Here is a 25,832-nt window from a genome sequence, read left to right as displayed (position 1 = left end):
ACAAAATCAGGCGCTGTGCGCGATCATTTTTGTTTACAAGCATGTGCTGAAACGGGAGATCGAAAACCTTCAGTACAAGATGACAAAAACTCCACGCCGAATGCCAACCGTTCTCAATCCCGACGAAGTCGCCTCTATTCTCGGCAACATGGAAGGTGAGTATTGGCTAATAACCGCACTCCTCTACGGGTGCGGTTTAAGAATTAATGAGGCTCTCTCGCTCAGGGTGAAAGACATCGATCTCAAGAGCCGCAACTTGCTCGTGTTCAATGGCAAAGGACGAAAAGATCGTTACACATTGATCCCCGGGAATCTCAGAGAAAACATGGAGCGCCAAATCGATCATGTCAGGTCAGTGCATGAATCCGACCTTGCAGACGGATTCGGGCTAACATCGGTGCCAGCCTCTCTTCACAAGAAGTATGGACCGATAATGAAGGATCTGGGATGGCAGTACGTTTTCCCATCGTCAACACGATGCATTCATCCACACGCACATCATTGGCGATCGACGTGCCGGCACTGTCAGCCCGTTTGATCGTTTGCCAGGCACCTGAAGAGCTATGTTTTGCCTGCTTCAGAGGTGGGATAGATGCCAGAAATTTGCGGGGCCGCGAATGTTCGCTTTTGTTTAATAGCGCCCCCTGCTACTCATGCCTGTTACGCGTTCCCAATCATGCGGTTCCAGAGATATTCATCCGAACGCCAAGTCGGACCACGAATTTAGCACCTTGTGTGATCGTCCAGCATACCCTGGGGTTCCGGTTCCGAAATAGAACCTGTGAGTAGTGCAGCCCCTACTTTGTTTGCCCCGGGCCCGCTAAACTTACCAGAATGGGCTAGCCCTCACAGCCAGGAAACACACAAGGAATCAGGAGCTTTCCAGACCCCATGACCAACCATTTTGAGGGCCCCTTCAAAGGCGAGTTTCTCGCAAACCAGGTGACTAACCCAAACATCAGGGTCGGGCGATACAGTTACTATTCCGGTTATTACCATGGCCATTCATTCGACGATTGCGCCCGGTATCTCATGCCTGATCGTGATGACGTTGATCGGCTCGTTATCGGCAGTTTCTGTTCCATCGGCTCCGGTGCATCATTCATCATGGCAGGCAATCAGGGCCACCGGCACGACTGGGTTTCCGCGTTTCCGTTCTTTTATATGATAGATGAAGCCGCCTTCACCAGTGCCTTGGATGGATTTCAGCGGGCTGGCGACACGGTGATTGGCAGTGATGTATGGATCGGCTCAGAGGCAATGATTATGCCCGGCATCACCATCGGTCATGGCGCCGTTATTGGAAGCCGTGCGCTGATCACCCGGGATGTCGAACCCTACACGATCGTGGGCGGCAACCCAGCGAAAACTATTAAACAGCGCTTCTGCGACGAAGACATTGCGCGGCTTCTGGAGATGGCCTGGTGGGACTGGCCGCTGGACGACATTCAGGCTGCGATGCCACTACTCTGCTCTGGTAACATCCGCGATCTGTATCACTATTGGCAGGAGTCCGTCCGTTCATGAATCCCCTTCTAATGCTGCTATTTCTGCTCTGGAGCGGCTTTGCTCTGGCAGACCCTGCCTCCCTGCCAGACGAGCTTGCCGAGGAGGCCGGCATGCTGGGAAGCATACTCAGTGATGGGCGGGCGGTTTTCTATCCCGAAAGTGCCTCTTACCTCTCCCTCTCATCGCTGAATGGCCCCGGGTACAGCAACGGTGTTGCCGTGCTCATGACTCTGGGGGGCTGGGGAGGCGGAGCAACCAACAATCAGTACCTTGCCTTGTACGCCATCAACGACAGCATTGCTGGCGTGTCGCCGGTCAAGACCTATCGCTTACTCTCTGTTCGTCACGTTGGGGGCAAGGGTGACCGCCTGTTCACTGGCGTTCGCGAAACCGGAAAAGGCCTCGTCCTGTCCGGGTTTAGCTATGCGGCTGAAGACCCACTCTGCTGCCCGGCCAAACCACTGGAGGTCACCTTCACCTTCGGGGAGCGCGGCGAGCTTCTCCCGGCAGCCTCGCCAACGCAACCCTGGCAGACCGCAAATCCGATGAGGCCCGCTCGGAGCAGGCTCAGCCCGCCCCCTATAGCGGACAGATCGTGATTCGCGGTGAAATTCAGGATCGCGACGCTGAGTACCATGCAGCAAAACCGGCCCCATACAGCGGTCAGATTGTTATCCGCGGCCAGGTTCAGCCCGAAAGCCACGGCTGAGCTATAGCTGCTTCATTTGCGTCTTGGAACCAGAGACGGTGCGTTTTTGGTTTCGAAGCAACACATAAGCCTCCCGAGCGATCTCCTTATATCGGTTACTCCAAAGCTCACTTTCAGTTGCCGCAGCCATGAAATGCTCATCTCGTCGTTGTTCGTCAGGTATACGGGCAAACCTCAGCGCGGTACCTGTGAGCAGCTTGCACTTCGCTGATCAGAATTTTCGTGGGGTGCGCACTCAGTTTTCAGGCAACAAACGCGCGGCTGGCGGACCCGACAGCGCAACAAAACCCGGCGAAACACACGCCACGCACCGCCAAACAGTTCGGCGAAAAATTCGGCACGTAGTCGGGCATTGTCACGTTCGATTTCACGGATTTTTGGATCCGGGTTATGGAAGGCCATTGCATCTTCTCCCTGCTCTCTGAAAGCTTAGCAAAATCGAGGCAATGGTGGCGATTTCGACACGCGCCACATTCGGGCGAATGAAAGCCACTACAGCGACTGGTGCAAAAGGTCGAGCTGGGAATCGCCCACCAGTGTTCGTTCGCGCTCAAAGATCAGCCAGGTTCGGACTCGGCTCTCTATCTGATTTCTGTTGCGACAAATCCAGGTATAGCGGCCGGCAGGATCAGAGACACATTCCATCTGTGCGCCGTGTTTGCGGGCAATCGCCATGTGTCGCTTAAATGTCCGGTCAGGCATGTTGGCATAACGTCTTCGGATCTCATCTGAAGTCAGATCAGCGTTATCCAGCACAGTGGTAATGAGCTCAAGGGTGGTCTTGAAATCGCGGTACATAGACTCTCTGGAGGCGTCATGCCAACAAGTGGCACGAGCTTCTGCCGGTGCCAGTTTCTGGCGTAGCCGCCGGCGAGCGGTAAATTCGCAGCCTGGGCACACCAAAGCGGGCGCCAATTATAGCGATGCCAGCTGTTGGCACAAGTATTGAGCCAAGCCAAACTCTGGCATAGCCATCGTTCCCATTTGACACTTTCCCATGCTGGCACCAAGCTCCAAGAGCACCACTTAATTGAACTCAAGTCCGGAGCTGACCATGAGCAATCTCGCGCCCGACACTGAAATGGATTTCCCCATCACCGAAGAATGTGGCGCCATAGTTCAGCTCCTTCAGCCCAGAAACCGTGACCTCGGGGGCTTTTCGGTAAGGCGGGTTCTGCCGGTAATTGGCCGGAGAATGATCGGGCCATGGATCTTTTTTGATCATATGGGGCCGGCCCATTTTGCGGCCGGGGATGGCATTAACGTGCGCCCTCACCCCCATATTGGCATTGCGACCGTTACCTACCTGTTTGAAGGTGAAATCCTGCACCGTGGGAACCGCTTTCGCTGCCGCGTCGCCGGTCAAGACCTTTGCCGATACCCTATACATTGAGGCATGGCTGAAACCGGGGCAAAAGCTTACTCTGCCTGATGCCGAGGAACGAGGGTTGTACGTTGCCAAAGGAAAGCTGCGGGCAGGCGGAACGGAGGTGCCTGAATATTCCATGGCCGTTTTGGCGGCTCACGAGGGCGTTACGGTTGAGGCGATTGAAGATACCCGGATCGCCCTTGTTGGCGGCGAACCACTGGGTCGACGGTTTATTGAATGGAATTTTGTGTCCAGCCGTAAGGAGTGTATCGAACAGGCCAAGGATGACTGGCAGAACCGACGTTTTCCCACCGTACCCGGTGATGAAGAAGACTTTATTCCCTTATCCGGCTAGAACCAGCGCCCAACCCGTGAGGCGTACTGGGTGTAGTCGTCACCGAATAACGCCCGCATGTGTCGTTCCTCGGGTTTGATCTGGAAGCGATTCATGTACAGCATGAACAGAGGCAGTAACAGAGCGGCAAATACACTGCCCAAGTACAGGCTCCACGCAATAAGCATCAGCAGAAATCCGAGGTACATGGGATTGCGGGTGTAACGGTAAATCCCGTCAACCACCAGGCTGGCAGACTGATGGGGCGTACGAGGATCCACGGTGGTGCCTGCTGCACGAAATGCCAGAACGCCGGCCAGGGCAATACCTGCGCCAGCCAGGACCATGAGGGTGCACAGAATCAGCCTGCCCGGAACGGTAAAATAGCCAGACGGCAACAGCCTCGAAATAGCCCACATGGCCGCCCCGAAAAGGATAACTAGAACAACGGGTGGAACCTTGAGTTCAAGTGCTTTCACTATTTGTGTTCGTCCCTGAGAACGTTTGGCTAAGCTGGTATCTCTGACTGGATGCCCAAGGCTGAGTTTACGGCGTCCCGAATCTCGCGATACCGCTCCGGATTGCTGATCAGTGTATCCAGATTGTCCTCAGGGAACATCTCTTTCAGCTTGGATCTGGCGGACTCTCCAGCAAATACCGCCGGGAACAATTGCTCCAGGGCACGCAGCATCACCTCAGGTGACACCGAGGCGCCAGGCGACGCCCCAAGTATTGTGCCGTAGGTTTTATCCTTCGACACGATAATCTCTGTACCCATCTGCAGATCCCCATCCTTGATGATCTGTACCCGCTGGCCAGCCTCAATAGGCTTCCAGTCAAACCTGGAGCTCAGGCCCGGAGCGAATTTCTCCAGCGACTCCAGCATGCTTTTCTCGCCTTTGAAGGTCTCAGAAACCAGGTATTTCACGAGAGCGAAATGCTCTATCGCGACGCTCAGCAACCCGGGGATATCGTGCAGGCGCATGGCCCTCAGATAATCAATGAATCCGCGCCCTTTTTCCAGAACGGGCTTGAATGAGGCAAATGGGCCGAACAGCAAATAATGCCTGCCATCAGCCACCCGCAGGTCCAGATGCGGCACAGACATTGGAGGTGCGCCAACTTCCGCCTTGCCGTAGGTTTTTGCGCGATATTGGCGGGCCTGCTCTTCGGTAATTTCCGCCTGCAGAAAACGCCCGCCCACCGGAAAACCGGTGAACCGCCGGGCAAACGGTAAATGACTTTTCTTCAGAATGGGGAACGCACCCCCGCCCGCGCCAACAAACAGTATGTCGGCCCGGTGTTGAACGGCAGCACCCCGGGTTTGCGTTTCTACCAGCCAGCTACCCGCCGGGTTTCGGTGCACCCGCTTTACATGGACGCCATACTCAATTTTTACGCCAAGCTCCTTCGTCGCGTATTCCGCCATCTGTTCAGTCAGGGAACCAAAATTCACATCGGTTCCCGTTTCCACAACGGTCGCTGCCATTTTTTCATTCCGGGGCCGGCCGTCCATGGTGTAGGGAATCCAGCTCTTGATCTCGTCAAACTCCTCGGAAAAGCGCATGCGCTCAAAAAAATGGTGAGCGGACATTTCCTTGAAGCGTAGCTTGAGTTCCTCGATGGACGGCTCGGAGACCAGAGTGCAATGGCGGGTCTGGTTGATGAAGCTAGTGGGCTCTTTTATCGCACCTTTTCGAACAAGGTAGGCCCAGAACTGCTTGGCAACGTTGAACTGGGCATGGATTTTCAAGGCTTTCTCCACCGAGATTACCTCGCCATCCACCGGCGTATAGTTAAGCTCGCAGTTGGCCTCATGGCCTGTGCCGGCATTGTTGAAAGACCAGGAGTTGCCCGCGCCGGGGCTGTCCAGTCGCTCCAGAATGGTGATATCCAGTTCGGGCGCCAGCTCCTTCGCCAGGGTGGCAAAAGTGGTTCCCATTATTCCTGCGCCGATCACGATCACATTCATATGCCTGCCCACCAGAGTCCGTTTAATGAAGCTATTCGATAGAGTACCTGTATTGACGTTAGCATGCTTGCGGCCAACACGGGAAATTCATCAGTGTGGCACGGTTAAATAAAAATCCGCATTCTGGGTCTACCCGATGGATGCAGTTTACGTTAAGGTAAAGGCAAACCTGGAATGATCCACACCAGATTTCCCCAGGTTGTCTACAATGACATTAACGACACGCCCACAAGGCGTGTTTTGTTTCCTCAGGCCAACACCCCAGGAAGAGGACTATGACAACAACAAAATCGAAAGTTGTGTATTCCCCCTCGTTCACCGATGGTGCGGAATTCCGTATTCCCACGTTCAAGCTCCTGAAGCAGGACGGCAAGCTCTATAAGAGCGCCAAAGCGCCGGATCTTGAAAAAGAGAAAGCCCTTCGCATCTACCGGGCCATGGTCACCACCCGGATTCTCGATGAGCGTATGCTTGCTGCCCAGCGCCAGGGGCGTCTGAGCTTCTACATGCAGTGTACCGGTGAAGAAGCCGCCGTGATCGGCAGCGCCGCCGCGCTGGATGATAACGACATGATCATGGCGCAGTACCGGGAGCAAGGCGCCCTCGCCTACCGCGGTTTTTCCATCGACGAATTCATGAACCAGCTTTTTGGCAATGAGCTTGATTACGGTAAGGGCCGGCAAATGCCCGTGCACTACGGCTCGAAAAAGCTGAATTACATGACCATCTCTTCGCCCCTGGCCACCCAGATTCCCCAGGCCACCGGCTATGCCTATGGCCAGAAGCTGGCGGGAGACGGCCACTGCACCATCACCTATTTTGGCGAAGGCGCCGCGTCCGAGGGTGACTTTCACGCGGCCCTGAACATGGCTGCAGTCCATCGCGTACCCGTCATCTTCCTGTGCCGGAACAACGGTTATGCCATTTCCACCCCCGCAGCCGAACAGTTCGCAGCCGACGGCGTAGCACCCAGAGCCTATGGCTACAAGATGGACGTTATCAGGGTAGACGGTAACGACGTACTGGCCATGTACGAAGCCACCAGAGCCGCCCGGGAGCTGGCGGTTAAACACAATCGCCCGGTATTGATTGAGGCCATGAGCTACCGCCTTGCGGCCCACTCATCCTCCGATGACCCGTCCGGTTACCGCAGCAAGGATGAGGAAGCGGTATGGCGCGAGAAGGACCCGATCCTGCGCATGCGCCTTTGGCTGGAAAGCAAAAAATGGTGGAGTGAGGACGACGAAAAGCAGTTCCAGGAAAACATGCGCCGGGAAGTGCTGGAAACCATGAAGCGCGCCCAGAAACGTCCGCCACCTCCCCTGGAGACTCTGGTAACCGACGTTTACGACGAAGTGCCTCCCATGCTGGCCGAGCAGTTCGAAAAACTGAAGGCCCATATTCGTCGATATCCGGATGAGTACCCAAAGAGTGCCGTACACGTTAAGGGAGGGGCCTGAGATGACCAAGATGAATATGCTCCAGGCCATCAACAATGCCCTGGATACCGCCATGGCGGCCGATGAGCGAGTACTCTGTTTCGGAGAGGATGTGGGTGTTTTCGGCGGCGTGTTCCGCGCCACCAGCAATCTGCAGCAGAAATACGGCAAATCCCGCTGTTTCAATACGCCGCTGGTGGAACAGGGCATTATCGGCTTTGCCAACGGCCTGGCCGCCCAGGGCTCCGTGCCCGTAGCCGAGATTCAGTTTGCCGACTACATCTTCCCGGCGTTCGACCAGATCGTGAACGAATCGGCCAAATACCGCTATCGCTCCGGCAACCTCTTTAACGTCGGTGGCCTGACCATTCGTGCGCCTTATGGCGGCGGTATTGCCGGCGGTCTGTACCATTCACAATCCCCGGAAGCCTACTTTGCCCACACTCCAGGCCTCAAAATTGTGGTGCCCCGCAATCCGCACCAGGCCAAGGGGTTGTTGCTGGCAGCCATCCACGACCCCAACCCGGTTCTGTTCTTTGAGCCCAAGCGCCTGTACCGGGCCTCCGTGGGCGAAGTGCCAGATGAAGATTACCGCCTGCCCCTGGGTGAAGCGGAAATCACCAAGGAAGGCACGGATGTAACGATTCTTGGTTGGGGCGCCCAGATGGAAGTGATAGACCAGGCGGTTGAGCGCGCTGAAAAGGAAGGCATTTCCTGCGAGGTGATTGATCTTCGGTCGATTCTGCCCTGGGATGTGGAAACCGTGGCCAATTCCGTGCTCAAAACCGGGCGCCTTGTGATTACCCACGAAGCTCCTCTCACTGGCGGCTTTGCCGGCGAAATTGCAGCGACCATTCAGGAGCGCTGCTTCCTGTACCTGGAATCTCCCATTGCGCGGGTAACCGGGATGGACACCCCCTTCCCGCTGGTGCTGGAAAAAGAGCACTTGCCCAATCACCTGAAGGTCTACGAGGCCATCAGGGAAAGCGTGGAATTCTAGGCGGATATCAGGACAGGAGAACAAGCATGAGTGATTTTATTCTGCCCGATATCGGCGAAGGTATCGTGGAATGTGAACTGGTCAAATGGCTGGTAGCCGAAGGCGACGTCATCGAGGAAGACCAGCCGGTGGCTGAAGTAATGACCGATAAGGCACTGGTGGAAATACCCGCTCCCTACAAGGGCCGGGTTACGCGTCTCTATTACAAGGAAGGCGATATCGCGAAGGTGCATGCGCCACTGTTCGAGTTGGTGGATGAGAGTGGCGAGGCCGGGGCGCCGGCACCAGCAAGCGCTGAAGAGTCGTCGAAGGTAGACTCTGCCCCGGAAGCTGTAGCCAAAGCGGAACCCGCACAAGGCGGGGACGATATTGCGACTGAAGACTTTATTTTGCCGGACATCGGCGAAGGCATTGTCGAGTGCGAGGTGGTTGAATGGCGCGTGGCCGAGGGCGATGAGATCGAAGAAGATCAGCCGGTGGTGGACGTCATGACCGACAAGGCCATGGTTGAAATCACCGCCCCCAAGGCCGGCCGAATCACCAAGCTCTACCATGAGCAGCAATCCATGGCGCGGGTGCATTCACCGCTGTTTGCCTTCGTCCCGCGAGATCGTGAAGAGGCCCCACAGCCAAAGGCCGAATCCAGGCCGGCGGCAGACACTGCGCCCACAAAAGCGACACCGGTGGCAACCGGCACCCGGGCCCGGATTCCAGCAAGCCCGGCGGTCCGTCGGTTGGTGCGCGAGCACGAGCTGAACCTGGGCGACATTGCCGGTTCCGGCAAGGATGGCCGGGTGCTTAAGGCAGATGTTCTGGCGCATTTGGAACAGCCCAAATCAGAGCCCAGCGCCACCGAACGTCAGGTTGACCCCGGCACGGCGCCTCGCCGCCACGCCGAAGGTGATCAGCAAGTCCGCGTGGAACCGATCAAAGGCATGAAAACGGCCATGGCCAAGGCGATGGTTCAGTCGGCAACCACCATCCCTCACTTTATCTACAGTGAGGATATTGATGTAACCGACTTGCTCATGCTGCGGGAACAGCTGAAGCCGGAGGCTGAAGCCAAAGGCACCCGGCTAACGCTCATGCCATTCTTCATGAAGGCCATGGCTCTGGCTGTTCAGGAATACCCGGTATTGAACAGTCAGTTAAACGAGGACGTGACCGAAATCCACTACCTGCCCCACTGCAACATTGGCATGGCGGTAGATGGCAAAGCTGGCCTGGTGGTGCCCAACGTCAAGCACGTTGAACAGCTCACGCTGCTGGGGATCGCCGAGGAAATCGCCCGGTTGACTGAGGCCGCCCGTTCCGGACGTGTCAGCCAGGATGATCTCAAAGGCGGCACCATCACCATTTCCAATATCGGCGCATTGGGCGGCACCTACGCTGCGCCCATCATCAACGCACCGGAAGTGGCGATTGTGGCGCTGGGCCGCACCCAGAAGCTACCGCGTTTCGATGCCAATGGTCAGGTGGTTGAGCGGGCGATCATGACGATCAGCTGGGCCGGCGATCACCGCATTATTGACGGCGGCACCATCGCGCGGTTCTGCAACCTCTGGAAGAGCTATCTGGAGTCGCCCCAGACCATGCTGTTGCATATGGGCTAACGGGCTGTGATGGAGCAGGAAAAGCATCTTCAGCAATTCTATATACCGGAAGAGCAGTCGATCTACCTGCTCAGCCACGATGATGCCAAGAAGCTCAAGGACTGGGTGGCGCTTTGCGTTGCCCAGCTCCGCCAACTGGGTTACCGGGATGTTGAACTGATTGGCAAGGGTGCCTATGGCTTTGTGTTTGCCGGCCGCTTTCCTGGTCTGGATACGCCGGGGCCGGAACATGTGTTCAAGTTCACCCGCATCAACCTGCCCCAGCACCTCCAGGATCGTCTGGAAGACGAAGCCTTCATTCTGGAGCAGGTGCACCACCCCAGAGTACCGCGACTGATCGCCTTCCAGCGCGCCAACAACCAACCTATCCTGGTCATGGAGCGCGCTGCAGGGCTCAACCTGGAAGAGGTCTCCCTGCAGGAAGGCCGCCTGAAACCCCGGCTTATTATTCGAATTGCCGATCAACTGGCGGATATCCTGCGCTGCCTGCGCCGGGAAAACGGGCCCGCCGGCCGCCCCATTGTTCACGGCGACATCAAACCGTCCAATCTGGTGTTTGATGCCCGTACCGAGAACATCGCGCTGATTGACTGGGGGTCCTCGGTGTTCGCCCAGCTGGATGCCAATCAACAGTTCGTCACCGCCAATGTGATGGAACTGATGTCGGATAACCTGCAGCAAACCAATGCCAGACTGGGCGATGTCTATTTTATCGGCGAGGAGCAGCTGAACGGCGGGCTCTCCTCGCCCCGCTTTGATGAACAGGGGGCTGCCGGAACCCTGTATGCCCTCGCCTCTGCCCAATCCTGTCGGTTTGGGCACCGGGCGATTCCAGCTGCGTCTCTGGGGCTTCCCATGGAATTTGCCCGAATGCTTGATGGCATGCTGTCGCCCGACCCGGAGACTCGCCGCAAGGCTGGTGATTACTACTTGCGGGAAATGCCCCGAATGGCCCGCACGGTGATGATTGACCTTCCGGCACGGCCGACCACTCCGCAGGTGCCGGTATGGGTGCGGGCGTCCGGGCAGGAAATTGATACCGTGGTATACAGTTCCCGGAAGTCGTTTTTGCGGGAGGAAGGTGCCCCGGAGACCCTGAGTGATGTGAACGACGTCCAACTCGACCGCTACTACAAGAACTTCATGCAGGGCATGGGAGAAACCGAGAAAGCGTTTCTGGCGGCGGTTAGTCGGCTCGGACGCTACCCCGTAGAAGGTGGCCTGGCGGTACGCTGGGAAACCGACGGCATCTATATCGATACCTCTCTGAACCTGCATGATCCGACGTTGAAATCGGCCTTTGTCCAGGCCGTCAACAACATGGTGTACCTGGCCCAGGCCATCTACCGCAAAGGAATATTCAAAAGCTGCCTGTTCAACGCCCGTAACACCCTGCACATTGATCGTGAAGATCCGGGCAAGCCGTTTCTCGTCTCCCCCGGCATGAATCTACACTACGAAGTGAGCGCAGCACCGGAAGTGGAAGATGAAAGCCGCGTGCACTCCTATTTCGAGGATGGACCAGACCCGGAAGAATTCCTGGTATTGCCCGAGACGATTATCCGGGCACTGGAACGTCTGAACGACATTCACCACACCGGTATGATCATCTTCGAAGCCCTGCCCCGGCACCTGAAGATCCACAGTCATTACCGGCTGCTGGACCCCGAACGGGAGCCGGAATTCCGGACGCTGCTGGGCGAGATCCTGTCTGCGGTGGAACAGATCACCGGACTTGGTGTGTCCGGGTATATGAAGATGCCCTACAAGGACACCCGGTTTTTCCCCCACATTGAGCGGCTACCCGACCGGTACTACCCCCGAAACCCGAGAACCGAGAGCGTTAGCTGACCGCCCGGGATAACTGGCGCCGGGCACGAACCACATCTGCCATAATCGACAGGGCAATCTCGGCCGGTGTTTTGCTGCCGATATCCAGTCCTACCGGCATATGAATGCGCTGAATCTCGGCCTCAGTGAGCCCACCACTGCGCCTCAACCGTTCCGCCCGGGCTTTTGAGGTGCGCATTGAGCCCATGACACCGATATAGCCCGCTGGCGTTTTGACCGCGGCCATCATCGCCAGGTCATCAATCCTTGGATCGTGCGTGGTGGCCACTACGGCCGTCGAGGGAGCACAGGCACCGTCTTTGCCGAGGTATACGGAGGGCAGTTGAGCAATAAACTCGACACCTTCGGGCAAATTGTGGGTGCCGGCGATGTCTTCCCGTGGGTCGCAAAGCACCACCTCATAACCCAGACCCAGAGCAAACCGGGCGCAGGCGTCCGCTACGGTTGAATATCCGGCCAGAATCAATCGCGCGACGGGTGCGACGACAATCTTTATGGTCTCGCTACCCTGCTCCCAAATGACCCGGCTACCGTGATCATCGACAGGGTGGAGACTGACGTTGCCACCAGCCAGGCCTACTTCCCGCTCCAAAGCTTCACCACTTGAAAGCCGTTGCAGCAGCGTCCGCAGCTGATCGACAAAATGTGACTCCGGAGATCGCTTTTCCACCAGTACTTCCAATGCGCCTCCACAGGGCAGCTTCACCTTTGGATTGCGGTTTTCCTCGCTGTCGCCACCATATCTAATAACAACGGATGGCAAGGTATATTCCCCCTGCACCAGTCGATCTAGGAAATCCTCTTCAACACAGCCGCCGGACAATGACCCAACATGCGCTCCGTCGGCTTTCGCTACCATCATCGCTCCGGGTTCCCGGGGGGAAGAGCCGAACGTGGACAGCACGGTGCACAGCCAGATCGTCTGCCCTTGCTCCAGCCAGTCAATGGCCTGCTGTATAACGCGATAATCGAGATTCTGCATGCTTGCTCTACCAAAACTGCCGGGGACGCCCTGCCCGTTCTGTGCCTGATGGGTTGTGACAATACCAGCAACCTCCGCAACATCCTACGGGCACCTTGCGCCAACTTGTTAACCACTTCATAGGCGCAACTATTAATCCCTGATACCGTGAAGACACTCGGTAACAATATGTAAACAACAATACCAAAGAGCCTCTGGAGGGATTCGCCATGAAACGCTCACCGTTGCAGGGACGCTGCAAGACTACCGCGCAAGGCATGGCCCTTTTTTCAAGCATAGCCATCTGTGGCTGGGCCCAGGCTAATTCTCCAGTTCACACCGTCTTTGCTGCTGAAAATGCGCTCTATGGGTCCGGCTACGATATCGGTACGGCTGACGGTTGGATAGACGACAAGCTGCGCACGGCCGTTCGTCAGTACCAGTCCGATCGCCCAGAACTTTCAGCAAGTGGAAATCTGGATTCAGCCACCCTCAAATCCCTTGGTGTGGCGGCGGCTCCGGCCCTAACGATCCAGAGCAATTCTGTGGCTTCCCGGTCTGCCGCTCGCGATCAGCTCGGTCTTGCCGCAAAGGTCCCGTCACCCGCCCGTTCCGTTGCCGCTATTGCACCAAAGCCCAAGCCGGAACCGGCCCCCAAAGTTCAGGAGCCTGAACCGGAAACCGTCGAGCCGGAGGTCGTGGATACTACGGAACCGCGAGAAAATCAGGTGGCGGCCGTGGAGATGGCAGAACAATCGCTCCCCGCAGAAAACCCTGAACCAAACCCGGATGAAAACACGCCAGAACAGCATGTTATGGAGCTTTCTTCATCCGTTTCCGAAAGTTATCAAACGCCAGTCACCGCAGATCAGGAGCCGGCAGAAGTCGTCGAGGTGGTCACTGGCGATAACGAAGAACTGATCGCCCAACTGCCCACCGAGCCCACCGCAGCGGGCCCGGACGAGCCGCTCGTCGTTGAAGAAGAACCGGAACCCGTGATTGTTGATGCGCCAGTGGCAAACGCCAGCAAGCCGGTTGCTAACCAGGAAGCAAAGGCCGAACCGCGCCCACAGAGCAGCGGCGGCTTCTTCTCCTGGCTGTTTGATTTCTTCTTCGGCTGGATAGCCTGATATTGAAGGCGGCAGGCTCAGTCCTGCCGCTTCATGCGCTCCACATCGGCTTTCGCATCTCTCAGGAAGGATTCAACCGTCTCGCCGGGCAGCAGCAACTGCTGTTCAATCATTGAATCCCGCCAGTCTGATTCTTCAAAGATGCAACGATACTCGTTGGGAAATTCTACATACAGGCGCTTGAAGTACTCCCGCGCGAGCACCTTGTTGGGTTCCTTGCGGCGCGACTGCAACACCGCCATGTTGTACAGGGCACCGGCCCGGATATGATCCGGCTGACTTTCATCCTGATAGATCTTATCCAGTCGGCCCAGCACTTCCTTCAAACCGGTTAACCGGTATTCCTTGAGAATCTCCGCCGCAGACTCCATTACCCGGTCTTCCCCGTGCCTGCACGGAGAGTTGGCGTGGTCTTCGACGTACTGATCCACCGCCCGCTCCACTTCATGGCGGTGCTTGTGGTCCTGTTTCTGCTCATACACAAAACCGGTGCCAACGCCGGTGGCAATGGTTCCCGGCATACAACCGCCGACCAGGCCCGCGCCCAGCGCGATTGCGCTCGCCAGCCACACAGCTTTAAGAGATTGCGTGTTTGTCATCTGGTCATCCCTGATGGAGTGGAATACGTAGGTTACAATTGATATGTGCTGAGTAACACAAGGTAACTGTCCTGCTGCAACAGAACCGTGATCCTTGTTCTAAAACTGAAAAGGAGTGAACGAATGGCCAATACCAAAGCATACGCCGCCACTGCCCCGGACTCCGGCCTGGCCCCCTACGCCATTGATCGCCGGGAACTCCGTGCTGACGATGTAGCGATCGAGATCGACTACTGCGGTGTCTGCCACAGTGACCTCCACACCGTTGAAAATGACTGGGGCGGCTCAAAATATCCGGTCATTCCGGGCCACGAAATTGTTGGCCGGGTCACCGCCGTTGGGCCGGAGGTCAGTCACTTCAAAGCCGGCGACCTGGTGGGCGTGGGCTGCATGGTAGACAGCTGTCGCAGTTGTTCCGCCTGCGACTCCGGCCTGGAGCAGTACTGCATTGAAGGCTCCACCATGACCTACGGCAGCCTGGATCGTCACGATGGCTCGGTCACCCACGGCGGCTATTCCGAGCGGATTGTTGTCAGCGAACGTTTTGTGGTCCGGGTACCGGAAAAACTCGACCCCGCCAGTGCGGCTCCCATTCTGTGCGCAGGCATCACCACCTATTCCCCCCTCAAGCACTTCAATGTCGGCAAAGGCCACAAGGTAGGCGTACTGGGGATGGGCGGTCTCGGCCACATGGGCGTAAAATTTGCCAAAGCGCTGGGCGCCGAAGTCACTATCTTCACACGTTCCGAAGCCAAGGTGGCGGAAGCGAAGAAGCAGGGCGCGGACCACGTCATCATCTCCACCGACAAGGAGCAGATGAAAGCCGCCGCAGATTCCTTCGATTTTCTGCTCGACACCATTCCTGTAGCCCACGACCTCAACCCGTACCTGAAGTGTCTGAAGTACGACGGCACACATATTCTCGTGGGTTTGCTCACCCCAATTGAACCCGCCCTTCAGGCTGGCCTGCTGGTGACCAAGCGCCGCGTGGTAGCCGGCTCTCTCATTGGCGGAATGCCGGAAACACAGGAGGTTCTGGATTTCTGTGCGGAGCACGACATCACCTGTGATATCGAGATGCTGGATATCCGGAACATCAACGAAGCCTACGTGCGCATGAAGAAAGGCGATGTGAAGTACCGCTTCGTCATTGATATGAAAACGTTGAAAGAAGGCTAATATCCCACCCCTTGCCCGGGCGCCCAATGTGTCGCCCGGGCAGTCTTTGACAATCCGCTAATAACCAATCCGGTTGCAAAGGTTTAGCATGGGTCTATCGTTACCCTATAAACCCCTGGAAATTGTCCATGACCTTTGCACGCATTGCCGGAACCGGTTCCTATCTGCCGGACAACATCGTTACCAATCGCGACCTGGAACAGAAGATGGAAACCTCTGACCAGTGGATTCGCGAACGCACCGGTATCGAGCAACGGCATATTGCCCTGCCCGGACAAAGCACGGTGGATCTTGCTGAGCAAGCGGCCCTGAACGCCATTGAAGCCGCCGGCATTGAAACCACCGATATTGATCTGATTGTTTTTGCCACCACCACGCCAGACAAGGTATTCCCCAGTTGCGCCTGTATCCTGCAGGCCCGGCTCGGCATTCAGGGCTGCCCCGCCTTTGATATTCAGGCCGTGTGCAGCGGTTTCGTCTATGCGCTGGCCACTGCCGAGAAGTTCATCCGTACCGGTTCAAGCAAAAAAGCGCTGGTGATCGGCGCGGAGGTATTCTCCCGCATCCTTAACTGGGAAGACCGTACCACCTGCGTGCTTTTTGGCGACGGCGCCGGCGCTGTTGTGCTGGAGGCCAGTGAGGAGACCGGCATTCTGTCTACACACCTGCACGCCGATGGACGGTATGAAGAGTTGCTGCACGTCCCCTGTGGCATCGCCAACGATTTTGAGGCTGTAAAGGCCGGCCAGGCGTTTGTGGAGATGAAAGGCAACGAAGTCTTCAAGGTGGCAGTGAATACTCTCGGCCGGATTGTCGATGAAACCCTGGAAGCGAACCAGATGCAGAAATCCGATATCGACTGGCTGGTTCCGCATCAGGCCAACCTGCGGATTATCGCAGCCACGGCCCGCAAACTGGACATGCCGATGGATCAGGTGGTGGTAACCGTCAACCGCCACGGCAACACCTCGGCGGCCTCCATCCCGTTGGCGCTTGATGAAGCCGTTCGCGATGGGCGAATCCAGCGTGGGCAGGTTGTTCTGCTGGAGGCCTTTGGCGGCGGGTTCACCTGGGGCTCGGCACTGCTACGCTATTAATTGCTGACGCTCATATACCAAACAAGCCTTTCAATATTTATTTTTAATATTTTTCGTTCTTAAAACCTTTTGTTAGATTGCTCCTCAGATTAGAACCATCATTCTGAGGAGCTCGTTATGAAGCAATTGTTCAAGGGAATCGCGCTCGGCGCCGCCCTGCTCTCCGCCCAACCGGTACTGGCTGCAGACCGGGAGCTGCTCAACACCTCTTACGACATCGCCCGCGAACTGTTCGCTGCCTACAACGAAGAGTTTAAAAAGCACTGGCAGGAAAAGACCGGTGAAACGGTCGAAATCAAACAGTCCCACGCAGGTTCATCCAAGCAGGCGCAGGCCATTATCCAGGGCCTGAAAGCCGATGTTGCAACGTTTAACCAGGTGACCGACATCGACATCCTGCACCAGCGCGGTCGTCTGATTCCTGAAGACTGGGCCGATCGCCTGCCGAACAACAGCTCGCCTTATTACTCAACCATGGCGTTCCTGGTACGCGAGGGTAACCCAAAGAATATCGAGAACTGGGACGATCTTGTTCGCGAAGACGTTCAACTGGTGATGCCGAACCCTAAGACCTCTGGAAACGGCCGTTACACCTACCTTGCCGCTCTGGGCTACGCCCAGGACCAGTTTGGCGACGATCAGGAAAAAATTGATCAGTTCATGGCGGACCTGCTCGGTCAGGTACGCGTTTTTGACAGCGGCGGTCGTGGTGCCACCACCACATTCGTTGAGCGCGGCATTGGCGATGTCCTGCTGACCTTCGAGTCGGAGGTTCTGAACATTGCAGACCGTTTCGAGAACGGTGAATACGTGGCTGTCACGCCGAAGGTAAGCTTCCTGGCTGAATTCCCGGTGACCTGGATTGACGACTACGTTGAACAGAATGGCACCGCCGAGCTGGCCAAGGAGTACCTGGAGCACCTCTATACCGAAGACTCCCAGCGCCTGCTGGCAGGCTTCAACTACCGTGTTCACAACGACGCCGTGAAAGCCGAGAATGCCGATCGCTTCCCGGAACTGAAACTGCTGTCCATCGAAGAGATTGCCGGTGGCTGGGAAAACGCTATGAGCACCCATTTCAGCAGTGGCGGCAAGCTGGACCAGTTGCAGCGGCGCCGGTAAGAGCAAGCTATGCCCACCTCCGCTCAAGCAGGCGTCGCCCCCGTGCGGCGCCTTGGTCGTCGTAACAAACGGGTATTGCCGGGGTTCGGTCTGAGCCTCGGCATTTCGCTGTTTTTTGTCAGCCTGGTTTTGCTGCTGCCGATGACCGGGCTGGTCGTTGAAACCTCCGGCATGACCTGGGACCAGTTCTGGTTCACCATCACCGATCCGCGCGTGGTGGAGTCCTACAAGGTTACCTTATGGACGGCCCTTGCAGCGTCACTGTTCAATGGCCTGTTCGGGTTGCTGTTGGCCTGGGTGCTGGTTCGCTATGAGTTTCCGGGCAAGCGCATTGTCGACGCCGTGGTCGACCTGCCCTTTGCCTTGCCAACTGCTGTCGCCGGCATCACCCTGGCAACGCTGTTTTCCCAGAATGGCTGGTACGGCCAATGGCTGGCCAAAATCGGTGTGGAGGTTGCATTTACACCCCTGGGCATCGTTGTAGCCATGGCATTTACCAGCATCCCGTTTGTGGTGCGTACGGTGCAGCCAGTGCTTGAGGAGCTGTCGCCAGCCGATGAAGAAGCTGCTGTTAGCCTGGGGGCATCTGACGGGCGTGTGTTCCGCAAGGTTATATTCCCATCACTCTGGCCCGCCCTGGTAACTGGAATCGCGTTGTCCTTCACGCGGAGCCTAGGAGAGTTCGGTGCGATTATCTTTATCGCCGGCAACACGCCCTATGTCAGCGAAGTCACCAGCCTGATGATCTTCATCCGTCTGCAGGAGTATGACTACGCGGCCGCCAGTGCCATTGCCTCGCTGGTATTGCTGGCGTCGCTGATTCTGCTGTTCTCCATCAACCTCTGGCAGGGTCGCTACCTGCGCAGGCTGGAGGGTCGATAGATGGCTGCGCAAAACCGCCGTATTGGCGACCAACCCTGGGTGCGCCGCAGCCTGATCGGGCTGGCCCTCGCAATTACTCTGATCATGCTGGTGATTCCCGTAGTGGTGATCTTTACGCAGGCGCTGAGCACAGGCTGGAGCGCTTTTGCCGGCAATGTCCTGGATGAATACACCCTGGATGCCATCGGCCTGACTTTGTTTGTGGCCGCACTCACGGTGCCGCTTAACCTGGTTTTCGGGACAGCCCTCGCCTGGTCTGTTACTCGGTTCCGTTTTCCCGGGCGCAAGCTGTTGATCACCCTGATCGATATTCCATTTGCGGTATCACCGGTTGTTGCCGGTCTGCTGTACCTGCTGCTCTATGGCCGGAACGGCTGGCTGGGCAGTTGGCTGAGCAACTACGACGTTCAGTTGATGTTCTCCTGGCCCGGCATCGTGATGGTCACCGTATTCGTAACCTGTCCGTTTGTGGCCAGGGAGCTGATCCCCTTGATGCAGCAACAAGGCAGCGAGGAGGAAGAAGCCGGCGTGGTGCTGGGCGCTTCCGGCTGGCGGATTTTTCGCAAGATCACACTGCCTAATATCAAGTGGGCATTGATCTACGGTGTGGTGCTGACCAACGCCCGGGCCGTGGGTGAATTCGGCGCGGTCTCGGTGGTATCCGGCAATGTTCGCGGAGAAACCAATACCTTACCGCTGCATGTTGAACTGCTTTATCAGGATTACAATATTGTCGGGGCCTTTGCCAGCGCTTCGCTGCTGGCCGGTATCGCCATCCTGACACTGATTGCAAAAGCATTTGTCGAATGGCGTCAGTCCCGAGCTGAACACGCGACGCCCGAAGAAGGAGGTGCGTGACATGAGTATCACCATTGACCAGATCAACAAGCACTTCGGCGGCTTTCAGGCGCTGAAGAATGTCTCTCTGGATATTCCCGAAGGCCAGCTCACCGCCCTTCTCGGCCCCTCTGGCTCCGGCAAAACCACCTTACTCCGGATTATTGCCGGACTGGAGTCTTCGGATTCCGGCCGCATCCTGTTCGGTGGTGACGATGTCAGCCAGTTACACGTTCGCGACCGCAACATCGGGTTTGTGTTTCAGCATTACGCCCTGTTCCGGCACCTGACCGTTGCCGAGAACATCGCGTTCGGCCTGGAGTCGCTCCCCAAAAAGCAGCGTCCCTCGAAACCGGAAATCCGCCAACGGGTGGCCAAGCTGCTCGAGATGATTCAGTTGCCCGAACTGGCCAAACGCTATCCGGCACAGCTGTCTGGTGGGCAGAAACAGCGTGTTGCTCTGGCTCGCGCGCTGGCAACTCAGCCTCGTATTCTGCTGCTGGATGAGCCCTTCGGCGCCCTGGATGCCAAAGTAAGAAAGGATTTGCGCCGCTGGCTGCGAGCGTTGCATGACGAGTACCACTTCACCAGCATTTTCGTGACCCACGATCAGGAAGAAGCGCTGGAGCTGTCAGACCAGGTGGTGGTTATGAGCCAGGGTCAGGTGGAACAGGTGAATTCACCGACCGGACTATATGCCCGGCCAGAAAGCCGGTTCGTTTTCGACTTCCTGGGCCACGTCAACGTGTTGTCGGGCTTGGTGAAAGGTCAGAAACTGGTTCAGGGCGATGCCTGGGTATCCTTGCCGGGGATTCGTCAAGATCAGGAAGCCCAGCTCTACCTGCGTCCCCACGAAGTTCAGCTGTCCCGATCCCCCGCGGCCAAGGCCCGCCTGCCCCTGCGCATTGAAGCCATCAGCCTGATCGGCTCGGAAGTGCGTATCGAACTTGCCCCGGAAGGCTGGCAGAGCGATGAAATCTGGGAAATCGGCATGAGCCATGCGGAGTTTGCGCGCCAGAACCCCACCCGTGGTGAACTCTGGTACGCGGTACCAGACGTTGGCCACCTCTTTGTCGCCGACAGCGTTCAACCGAGAACGATCGACTGGCAATACACCGAGGCAGCCAACGCCAGCAATATGTGATCGGCGGTCAGGTGGTTACCCACCTGCCGTCGTCGTAACGCAGCGTCTGGTCGCCCTCCACTCGGTGCAGCCAGAGCCAGCGGTTTTCCACCAGAGCCCGGACATCCGCGTTACCCCGGATGACCGCTTCAATGCGTTCCGCTGGTGCATCGATCACCACCGCAAGGCGCATTGGCTCATGGCGCCAGTGCTCACCGTCGAATACTGACTGCAACGGAAGTCCGATCTTGAGATCGACGCCATTCCCCTCGATGACACCCAGGTTGCCGCCAACCACCGAGTGCAGCAGTTTGTTGCCGGCACCGAAGATATCCGGCCTGGCAACCGAACCGAAGTACTGCAGATTAATCCAGTTTGCCACTACCATGGGCGCAGACATCAGCAGGGTCAGAACCTCTCCGGACGGGTCCTGCGACGGATCATAGTCGTGCAGGAAGCAGCGCCCCCCGAGATCCAGTGAGCGAGTAAGTGAACGGGGGCCGATCACCATCCCGGCATTGTTGGCCAGGCCCCACTCAGGCCGCACTTCCGCCCAGTTGCAAGTCCGGCGTTTGAGTTCGGCAAGCAGGTCATCATCGCTCTTGCCATTAAGCCCAAGACTGGTGGCTCTTTCTCTGCGACAGGCCTGGCCAGCAGCCTCAAGCTTCTCAACCAGCGTATTCAGTACCCGATGATGGCTGTCGGGTATCTGGTCCCGCCCGTAAATGGTTATTCTGTCCGTGATCGTGCAATGCTCAGCCGCCAGAGCAATGGTGCTCTCGGGCATAACAACGCCGCGCTCTGCCAGGCCCGCCCTCACCTGCCGGTCATTCAGCAGCTCGGCAGCCACTCTGGCATTTACCCCTCCATTTTTGCCGCCACAGGCTCCGCAGGCCAGACCAGCTTCGTTGGGGTTGTTGTCCGTATGGGCACCATGGCCCACCAGCAACAACACGCTGGCGAAGCCTTTGGTCAGGGACATCGCCCGCAAAAGCCCCTCCGCCAGATTTACCCGCTCAAGGTCTGACAAAGGATAGCCGTCCACGCAGTGGTGGAGCCTGCCGGGCTCCACCGCCTCTACTTTTGCAGAGTTTCTGTTCAGGCTGTCGCGAACCAGCTTCCAGGCCCAGGCAAGGCCAGTGGTTTCCACCAGTGTGAATGTAGACAGGCTGGAGTATTTGGCCCGGCGTACGGACTCCCGAACCTGTTCGCGGCTGTCCAGTTTCCGGTCCAGCTCCCGGTCTTCTGACGGACTGCCCAGGGTTTCCGAGTACCGATACACCGGCGCCAGCAGACCTGGCAGCCGGGCTTCGTCATCGGTTGGACCATGCCTGTGGTGAACAATGGGCATGCCGAAAAAGCCCGCCACTCCCAGCGTTCTGATTTCAGGGTATACCTTCTCCAGCTGTCGACGAATGACTTCGGACCTTACGTCTATGCAGAAGGCGGCCTGCACTTCAGCCACAGTATCCGGTTCCGCCAGCGGGCTCCGCTCACCGGAGCGGATATCGTCGATGAAACGGGACTGCCAGGCCAGCTCATAGGCCCGGTGCCATATCCAGAGTGCCTGTTCATTAGCGGAGGCCGGCGCCAGATCGAACGCATTGACGTAACGATTCTGCCAGCTCTCACGCTCTGCCTCAGTCATATTGATCAGCGCATGGGCCTCATGAATGAGCCAGATGGTCGCCAATTGCGCGCAGAAGTGTTCGGTACCGCTTTCATGAGGATCGCCCAGTGCTGCTCGCCAGTCCACACCTCTGCACCAGGATGCCCAGCCCAGCAACTGTCCGAGCAAATGGTGGATCACCAGGGGCAGTTGGCGGCTGCTGTAAGGCAGCTCACGAGCTACCGTTGTAGCGGCTTCCTGCCAGTCAGGCTTCAGCAACATTTCCATGCTGGCTTTCCGGGCCAGTGAGCGTCCGGACTGACTAAGCCAGAACTGATACAGATCCTGTTTTGTACCAGAAACCCGCCAGCGATTCTGACGCAGGTCGAAGTAGCGCGCACAGGCGCGGCCGATCTCTTCCCGGACCTCCTCGAGGGACGGTTCCTGTTGACCACGGCGGGTGTAACCAAGAGCCGACACAAACCCGGGCTGATTTGATGCCGCCCCGGAAAGCTGGGCCAGGAGCGCCTGGCTATCATCTTTCAAACCCGCTTCGCGGGCAGCTTCCTCAAGGTGCGGACGCTGAATACGACCGCCATCCCAGGCTTCCCGGTAGAAAGCCGGAGGCATCAACAACCCTGCCCCGAACAGGTTGTCCAGTTCTCGGGAAACCTTTTCGACAGGTCCAGTCCTGCTGCCCCACCAGGGGTTAACTGCGATCCAGCGATCTAACGGCCAGATGGGCGCAATTCGTTCGCAGGCTTCATTAACAAGCTCCGGAATGACCTGTTCACAGGAAGCAGAATACGTAACAGGTGCGTTCATGATCTTTCTCCAGTCAGAGCCCCGTGCCGCAATCGGATGTCGGCCGGTTTACCGTGGGCATTGAGCCAGGTTTGTGCCCAGCGGCGGGTAAGCTTTTCGAAAGGCTTGTCGAGATAGAGTCCTTGGCTGAAGTGCCAGTGGAGCTTCTGCGCCACCACGCCCTGCGGGCGGGCGAATAGCACCAGCGACAACATAAACAGCACGGCCAGAATTACCCAGGCGAACCACTCAGCACCAACCGGCAAGGCTGTGTGCGCGGTCTGAGGCAAAGCGGTGCTCAGCAGCCAGTTAAGCACCCCGTACAGGGGGACCAGGGTAACGGCCAGCAGCAACACGACGACACGGGCGCCTTTTTGGCTTGCTCCCGGTGTACCCAGAACGGCAGCGCCAACGGCGAACACCAGCAAGGCCGCCAGTACCGGCTTGTGGGCCACCAGTTGTGGGGCCTGCCACAGCAGGGCGGCGGCCAGACCAGAGGCCAGCAGTGCGAGACCGGCTTGCGACTTGCTGATTTGCTCTGAAAACGCAATCCGGGAGACTTTGACGGTACGGCCAACGGCCAGGAACGAGTGCGCCTTGTACAGGGAGTGAGCCAGCAGGTGCAGTAGTGCCAGCGTGTAGGCGCCCAGCGCAATCTCGAACAGCATGAAGCCCATCTGGGCATTCGTGGACCAGACCAGGCCATGTTTCGCTGAATTCTGGGTCATCATGGTGAACACGGCGACGATGGCGGTTGCCCCGCCAACAACCAGCAGGATCATGTGCCCTGCCGTGAAGCCTTCAAACACCGGGAACAGTCGCAGCCAAAGGAAACCGCCCAGGTTGACTACGCCCGCATGCAGAAGTGCTGACACAGGGGTGGGAGCTTCCATCACCCGGATCAGCCAACCGTGGAACGGTAGCTGGGCACATTTGAGCGCAGCAGCCACCGCCAGCAAAACAGAAGCGATGGTAAGCGACTGGGATTCACGGCCCAGGTCTTCGCCCAAAGCATAGATTTCAGGGATGCGGAAGCTGCCGTAGTGATTCCAGATTAACAGTACGGCTGCCAGAATGGCGGCATCGCCAAGCCGGCTGGCAATAAATTTCTGAGCTGCCGCGAGGCGAGCCTGTGGCCTTTCCGCATACAGCGTCAGGAGCTGGTGCAATGAGAGGCTTACACCCACCCAGGCCCCAGCCAGCACCAGCAGGTGATCGGTAAACACCAGCACCAGTACACTGACCACTGTAGTGAGGAACCAGGGCAAAAACGCATTATAAGCCGGGTCGCCACGCAGGTAGTCCCGGGTATAACGAAGAATGACCCAGGCAATGAAACAGACCATCAGAGCCATCCATACCGCCAGACCGTCCGGGTACAACCCCAGTCGAATGCCGAGCTCCGGCAGACCGGTATCAAACACCAGCCGGTCAAACAACAGGACTGCACCAATGGTGGCAGTTGCCAGCAGCAACAGCCTGAAACCGCTTTCCGCCAGGCGCCAGCAATGAGCCAGTTTGAGAGGGTTTTTCGTCCAGTTGGCGAATCCAGCCAGCGCCAGCAGGGCAACAGGCAGGGCCAGCCAGGCCATCAACAGCACGAGCGAAGCAGTCGTGGTAAGTGTTGTCATGTTGGGCTCCTTCAGGTTCACGCCTACTTTGCCGTTAATGCACTCATACATAAAATGGTTTATAAAGATCAAATCGTTCACTTTTAAAGAACAGACAAGAGACCACCATGCGTCTGAACTACCATCACCTCTACTATTTCTGGACTGTGGCTCGAACCGGACACCTCACCCGGGCAGCCGAATCACTGCATATCTCACAGTCCGCATTGTCCGGCCAGATACGAAAGCTGGAGGAAAGCCTTGGCTACGATCTTTTTGTCCGGGAGGGGCGGCGACTGCGACTATCGGAGGCCGGGCGGGTAGCCTTTACCTACGCTGAGGAGATTTTCCGCCAGGGGGAGGAACTGGAGGCGCTGTTTCGTACCGGGCGTCAGGCCAACCGGGAAACTCTGAAAGTCGGTGCGGTCGCAACCCTCTCCAGAAACTTTCAGGAAGGCTTCCTGCGGCCCCTGCTGGGACGAAAAGATCTGGAGCTCAAGCTGCAAAGCGGGAGCCTTGACGACCTTCTTCGCCGTTTATCAGCGCACCGACTCGATCTGATTCTGTCGAATCAGCCAGTACAAGGTGACGAAGAAACGCCCTGGCGCTCACGCCGTATAGCCCGCCAGTCGGTCAGCGTAATCGGGCCACCGGGCAGCCAGGATGCCCCCGGGTTTCCCGATATTCTGCGCGACCGACCTCTGATTCTGCCCGGGCCTGACAACAACATCCGGCAGGCCTTCGATCAGCTCTGTGATCACCACCACATTCACCCTGTAATCATCGCTGAAGTTGACGACATGGCCATGATGCGTTTGCTGACCCGGGACAGCGGCCACTACGCCATACTGCCGCCGGTGGTGGTCCGGGATGAGTTGAGAAACGGCGAGTTGAAAGACTACGGCGCCCTGCCCGGCGTATTCGAGGAGTTTTACGCCATTCGTATCCGGCGCCAGTTTGAGTCGCCGGTATTGCGGGAGTTGATGGCTCAGAAAGCCGAGGAGTTACTGACCTTTTCGGACAATCAATCTGGTTGATTCGGCCTATGTATTACACAAACGGGCCGTTATAGTCGTTGGTGTA

The 25,832-nt window shown here is 57.3% G+C and carries 24 protein-coding genes; 17 read left to right on the top strand and 7 right to left on the bottom strand.

What is annotated here, in order from left to right; genetic code table 11:
• The 3 genes from ARC85_RS15965 to ARC85_RS15955 all read left to right on the top strand — a co-directional run.
• Window positions 1-538: tyrosine-type recombinase/integrase (locus ARC85_RS15965; protein WP_286715412.1), on the top strand; the 538-nt coding region annotated here is incomplete at its 5' end.
• A gap of 353 nt (window positions 539-891) precedes the next feature.
• The gene (gene catB / locus ARC85_RS15960; RefSeq protein ID WP_011784879.1) at window positions 892-1,527 is read left to right on the top strand and encodes a type B chloramphenicol O-acetyltransferase; all 636 of its coding nucleotides are present in this window, start codon (window positions 892-894) and stop codon (window positions 1,525-1,527) included.
• Window positions 1,524-2,108, top strand: a complete 585-nt coding sequence (locus ARC85_RS15955; protein WP_011784878.1) for a hypothetical protein — start codon at window positions 1,524-1,526, stop codon at window positions 2,106-2,108. The genes catB and ARC85_RS15955 overlap by 4 nt, the downstream gene beginning before the upstream one ends.
• A 602-nt stretch (window positions 2,109-2,710) precedes the next feature.
• Here ARC85_RS15955 and ARC85_RS15950 read toward each other — a convergent pair.
• On the bottom strand, window positions 2,711-3,016 hold the full coding sequence (locus ARC85_RS15950) for a hypothetical protein (protein WP_014421613.1): 306 nt from the start codon (window positions 3,014-3,016) through the stop codon (window positions 2,711-2,713).
• A 256-nt stretch (window positions 3,017-3,272) separates the two neighbouring features.
• On the opposite strand from ARC85_RS15950, the gene ARC85_RS19670 reads away from it, so the two are divergent.
• Window positions 3,273-3,611, top strand: coding sequence for a pirin family protein (locus tag ARC85_RS19670; RefSeq protein WP_317616756.1), 339 nt, complete (start codon window positions 3,273-3,275; stop codon window positions 3,609-3,611).
• Window positions 3,550-3,942 (top strand): pirin-like C-terminal cupin domain-containing protein, encoded by a 393-nt coding sequence (locus ARC85_RS15940; protein WP_049756870.1) that lies wholly within the window; start codon window positions 3,550-3,552, stop codon window positions 3,940-3,942. The genes ARC85_RS19670 and ARC85_RS15940 overlap by 62 nt, the downstream gene beginning before the upstream one ends.
• Here ARC85_RS15940 and ARC85_RS15935 read toward each other — a convergent pair.
• Together ARC85_RS15935 and ARC85_RS15930 are read right to left on the bottom strand one after the other, a co-directional pair.
• Window positions 3,939-4,340 (bottom strand): methyltransferase family protein, encoded by a 402-nt coding sequence (locus ARC85_RS15935; RefSeq protein WP_011784876.1) that lies wholly within the window; start codon window positions 4,338-4,340, stop codon window positions 3,939-3,941. The two genes, ARC85_RS15940 and ARC85_RS15935, sit on opposite strands and share 4 nt — an antisense overlap.
• Window positions 4,341-4,429: 89 nt before the next feature.
• A complete protein-coding gene (locus ARC85_RS15930) occupies window positions 4,430-5,893 on the bottom strand; it encodes a malate:quinone oxidoreductase (RefSeq protein ID WP_286715410.1) in 1,464 nt (487 codons plus the stop codon).
• 275 nt (window positions 5,894-6,168) lie between these two features.
• On the opposite strand from ARC85_RS15930, the gene ARC85_RS15925 reads away from it, so the two are divergent.
• From ARC85_RS15925 to ARC85_RS15910, 4 genes are read left to right on the top strand one after another with little or no spacing between them, the layout of a single operon-like run.
• Window positions 6,169-7,353: a thiamine pyrophosphate-dependent dehydrogenase E1 component subunit alpha gene (locus ARC85_RS15925; protein ID WP_286715408.1), complete on the top strand. Its 1,185-nt coding sequence runs from the start codon at window positions 6,169-6,171 to the stop codon at window positions 7,351-7,353.
• Between the two features lies 1 nt (window position 7,354).
• A complete protein-coding gene (locus ARC85_RS15920) occupies window positions 7,355-8,332 on the top strand; it encodes an alpha-ketoacid dehydrogenase subunit beta (RefSeq protein WP_286715406.1) in 978 nt (325 codons plus the stop codon).
• Window positions 8,333-8,358: 26 nt separating this feature from the next.
• Entirely contained in the window at window positions 8,359-9,945 is a 1,587-nt protein-coding gene (locus ARC85_RS15915) for a dihydrolipoyllysine-residue acetyltransferase (protein WP_286715404.1), read from the top strand.
• Between the two features lie 9 nt (window positions 9,946-9,954).
• Window positions 9,955-11,796: a protein kinase domain-containing protein gene (locus tag ARC85_RS15910; protein ID WP_286715414.1), complete on the top strand. Its 1,842-nt coding sequence runs from the start codon at window positions 9,955-9,957 to the stop codon at window positions 11,794-11,796.
• Here the strand turns inward: ARC85_RS15910 and ARC85_RS15905 are convergent.
• Window positions 11,789-12,778 (bottom strand): XdhC family protein, encoded by a 990-nt coding sequence (locus ARC85_RS15905; protein ID WP_286715402.1) that lies wholly within the window; start codon window positions 12,776-12,778, stop codon window positions 11,789-11,791. The genes ARC85_RS15910 and ARC85_RS15905 overlap by 8 nt on opposite strands.
• Before the next feature lie 209 nt (window positions 12,779-12,987).
• On the opposite strand from ARC85_RS15905, the gene ARC85_RS15900 reads away from it, so the two are divergent.
• Window positions 12,988-13,887, top strand: a complete 900-nt coding sequence (locus ARC85_RS15900) for a peptidoglycan-binding domain-containing protein (protein ID WP_286715400.1) — start codon at window positions 12,988-12,990, stop codon at window positions 13,885-13,887.
• 17 nt (window positions 13,888-13,904) lie between these two features.
• On the opposite strand, the gene ARC85_RS15895 is transcribed toward ARC85_RS15900, so the two are convergent.
• Window positions 13,905-14,486 carry a hypothetical protein gene (locus tag ARC85_RS15895; protein ID WP_222197780.1) on the bottom strand — a complete coding sequence of 194 codons (582 nt, stop codon included), beginning with the start codon at window positions 14,484-14,486 and terminating at the stop codon, window positions 13,905-13,907.
• Between the two features lie 123 nt (window positions 14,487-14,609).
• Here ARC85_RS15895 and ARC85_RS15890 point away from each other — a divergent pair, with 123 nt between their 5' ends.
• The 6 genes from ARC85_RS15890 (at window position 14,610) to ARC85_RS15865 (ending at window position 20,747) form a co-directional block, all read left to right on the top strand.
• A complete protein-coding gene (locus ARC85_RS15890) occupies window positions 14,610-15,665 on the top strand; it encodes an NAD(P)-dependent alcohol dehydrogenase (protein ID WP_222533682.1) in 1,056 nt (351 codons plus the stop codon).
• 128 nt (window positions 15,666-15,793) lie between these two features.
• Window positions 15,794-16,762, top strand: a complete 969-nt coding sequence (locus tag ARC85_RS15885) for a beta-ketoacyl-ACP synthase III (RefSeq protein WP_286715398.1) — start codon at window positions 15,794-15,796, stop codon at window positions 16,760-16,762.
• 117 nt (window positions 16,763-16,879) lie between these two features.
• Entirely contained in the window at window positions 16,880-17,884 is a 1,005-nt protein-coding gene (gene cysP, locus ARC85_RS15880; RefSeq protein ID WP_011784865.1) for a thiosulfate ABC transporter substrate-binding protein CysP, read from the top strand.
• A gap of 9 nt (window positions 17,885-17,893) precedes the next feature.
• Complete coding sequence (cysT, locus tag ARC85_RS15875) at window positions 17,894-18,766, top strand: sulfate/thiosulfate ABC transporter permease CysT (protein ID WP_011784864.1); 873 nt, start codon at window positions 17,894-17,896, stop codon at window positions 18,764-18,766.
• Entirely contained in the window at window positions 18,767-19,624 is an 858-nt protein-coding gene (cysW, locus tag ARC85_RS15870; RefSeq protein ID WP_011784863.1) for a sulfate ABC transporter permease subunit CysW, read from the top strand.
• A 1-nt stretch (window position 19,625) separates the two neighbouring features.
• The gene (locus ARC85_RS15865) at window positions 19,626-20,747 is read left to right on the top strand and encodes a sulfate/molybdate ABC transporter ATP-binding protein (RefSeq protein WP_014421629.1); all 1,122 of its coding nucleotides are present in this window, start codon (window positions 19,626-19,628) and stop codon (window positions 20,745-20,747) included.
• 7 nt (window positions 20,748-20,754) lie between these two features.
• On the opposite strand, the gene ARC85_RS15860 is transcribed toward ARC85_RS15865, so the two are convergent.
• Together ARC85_RS15860 and ARC85_RS15855 are read right to left on the bottom strand one after the other, a co-directional pair.
• Window positions 20,755-23,160 carry a YbcC family protein gene (locus ARC85_RS15860; protein ID WP_286715397.1) on the bottom strand — a complete coding sequence of 802 codons (2,406 nt, stop codon included), beginning with the start codon at window positions 23,158-23,160 and terminating at the stop codon, window positions 20,755-20,757.
• Window positions 23,157-24,770, bottom strand: a complete 1,614-nt coding sequence (locus ARC85_RS15855) for an NADH-quinone oxidoreductase subunit L (RefSeq protein WP_041656279.1) — start codon at window positions 24,768-24,770, stop codon at window positions 23,157-23,159. Before ARC85_RS15855 ends, ARC85_RS15860 begins: the two co-directional genes overlap by 4 nt.
• A gap of 107 nt (window positions 24,771-24,877) precedes the next feature.
• Between ARC85_RS15855 and ARC85_RS15850 the strand changes: the two genes are divergently transcribed.
• Window positions 24,878-25,786: a LysR family transcriptional regulator gene (locus ARC85_RS15850; protein ID WP_011784859.1), complete on the top strand. Its 909-nt coding sequence runs from the start codon at window positions 24,878-24,880 to the stop codon at window positions 25,784-25,786.
• The last annotated feature ends 46 nt before the right edge of the window (window positions 25,787-25,832 follow it).

The sequence above is a fragment of the Marinobacter sp. tcs-11 genome, from assembly GCF_002049515.1.
Classification (GTDB): Bacteria; Pseudomonadota; Gammaproteobacteria; order Pseudomonadales; family Oleiphilaceae; genus Marinobacter; species Marinobacter nauticus.
This window is presented reverse-complemented; position numbering and strand designations above follow the sequence as displayed.

Excerpts from the sequence above, each read along its gene's own strand:
- catB (WP_011784879.1), top strand. The coding sequence starts at position 892 with ATGACCAACCATTTTGAGGGCCCCTTCAAAGGCGAGTTTCTCGCAAAC.
- ARC85_RS15955 (WP_011784878.1), top strand. The coding sequence starts at position 1,524 with ATGAATCCCCTTCTAATGCTGCTATTTCTGCTCTGGAGCGGCTTTGCT.
- ARC85_RS15950 (WP_014421613.1), bottom strand. The coding sequence starts at position 3,016 with ATGTACCGCGATTTCAAGACCACCCTTGAGCTCATTACCACTGTGCTG.
- ARC85_RS19670 (WP_317616756.1), top strand. The coding sequence starts at position 3,273 with ATGAGCAATCTCGCGCCCGACACTGAAATGGATTTCCCCATCACCGAA.
- ARC85_RS15935 (WP_011784876.1), bottom strand. The coding sequence starts at position 4,340 with ATGTGGGCTATTTCGAGGCTGTTGCCGTCTGGCTATTTTACCGTTCCG.
- ARC85_RS15930 (WP_286715410.1), bottom strand. The coding sequence starts at position 5,893 with ATGAATGTGATCGTGATCGGCGCAGGAATAATGGGAACCACTTTTGCC.
- ARC85_RS15925 (WP_286715408.1), top strand. The coding sequence starts at position 6,169 with ATGACAACAACAAAATCGAAAGTTGTGTATTCCCCCTCGTTCACCGAT.
- ARC85_RS15920 (WP_286715406.1), top strand. The coding sequence starts at position 7,355 with ATGACCAAGATGAATATGCTCCAGGCCATCAACAATGCCCTGGATACC.
- ARC85_RS15915 (WP_286715404.1), top strand. The coding sequence starts at position 8,359 with ATGAGTGATTTTATTCTGCCCGATATCGGCGAAGGTATCGTGGAATGT.
- ARC85_RS15910 (WP_286715414.1), top strand. The coding sequence starts at position 9,955 with ATGGAGCAGGAAAAGCATCTTCAGCAATTCTATATACCGGAAGAGCAG.
- ARC85_RS15905 (WP_286715402.1), bottom strand. The coding sequence starts at position 12,778 with ATGCAGAATCTCGATTATCGCGTTATACAGCAGGCCATTGACTGGCTG.
- ARC85_RS15900 (WP_286715400.1), top strand. The coding sequence starts at position 12,988 with ATGAAACGCTCACCGTTGCAGGGACGCTGCAAGACTACCGCGCAAGGC.
- ARC85_RS15895 (WP_222197780.1), bottom strand. The coding sequence starts at position 14,486 with ATGACAAACACGCAATCTCTTAAAGCTGTGTGGCTGGCGAGCGCAATC.
- ARC85_RS15890 (WP_222533682.1), top strand. The coding sequence starts at position 14,610 with ATGGCCAATACCAAAGCATACGCCGCCACTGCCCCGGACTCCGGCCTG.
- ARC85_RS15885 (WP_286715398.1), top strand. The coding sequence starts at position 15,794 with ATGACCTTTGCACGCATTGCCGGAACCGGTTCCTATCTGCCGGACAAC.
- cysP (WP_011784865.1), top strand. The coding sequence starts at position 16,880 with ATGAAGCAATTGTTCAAGGGAATCGCGCTCGGCGCCGCCCTGCTCTCC.
- cysT (WP_011784864.1), top strand. The coding sequence starts at position 17,894 with ATGCCCACCTCCGCTCAAGCAGGCGTCGCCCCCGTGCGGCGCCTTGGT.
- cysW (WP_011784863.1), top strand. The coding sequence starts at position 18,767 with ATGGCTGCGCAAAACCGCCGTATTGGCGACCAACCCTGGGTGCGCCGC.
- ARC85_RS15865 (WP_014421629.1), top strand. The coding sequence starts at position 19,626 with ATGAGTATCACCATTGACCAGATCAACAAGCACTTCGGCGGCTTTCAG.
- ARC85_RS15860 (WP_286715397.1), bottom strand. The coding sequence starts at position 23,160 with ATGAACGCACCTGTTACGTATTCTGCTTCCTGTGAACAGGTCATTCCG.
- ARC85_RS15855 (WP_041656279.1), bottom strand. The coding sequence starts at position 24,770 with ATGACAACACTTACCACGACTGCTTCGCTCGTGCTGTTGATGGCCTGG.
- ARC85_RS15850 (WP_011784859.1), top strand. The coding sequence starts at position 24,878 with ATGCGTCTGAACTACCATCACCTCTACTATTTCTGGACTGTGGCTCGA.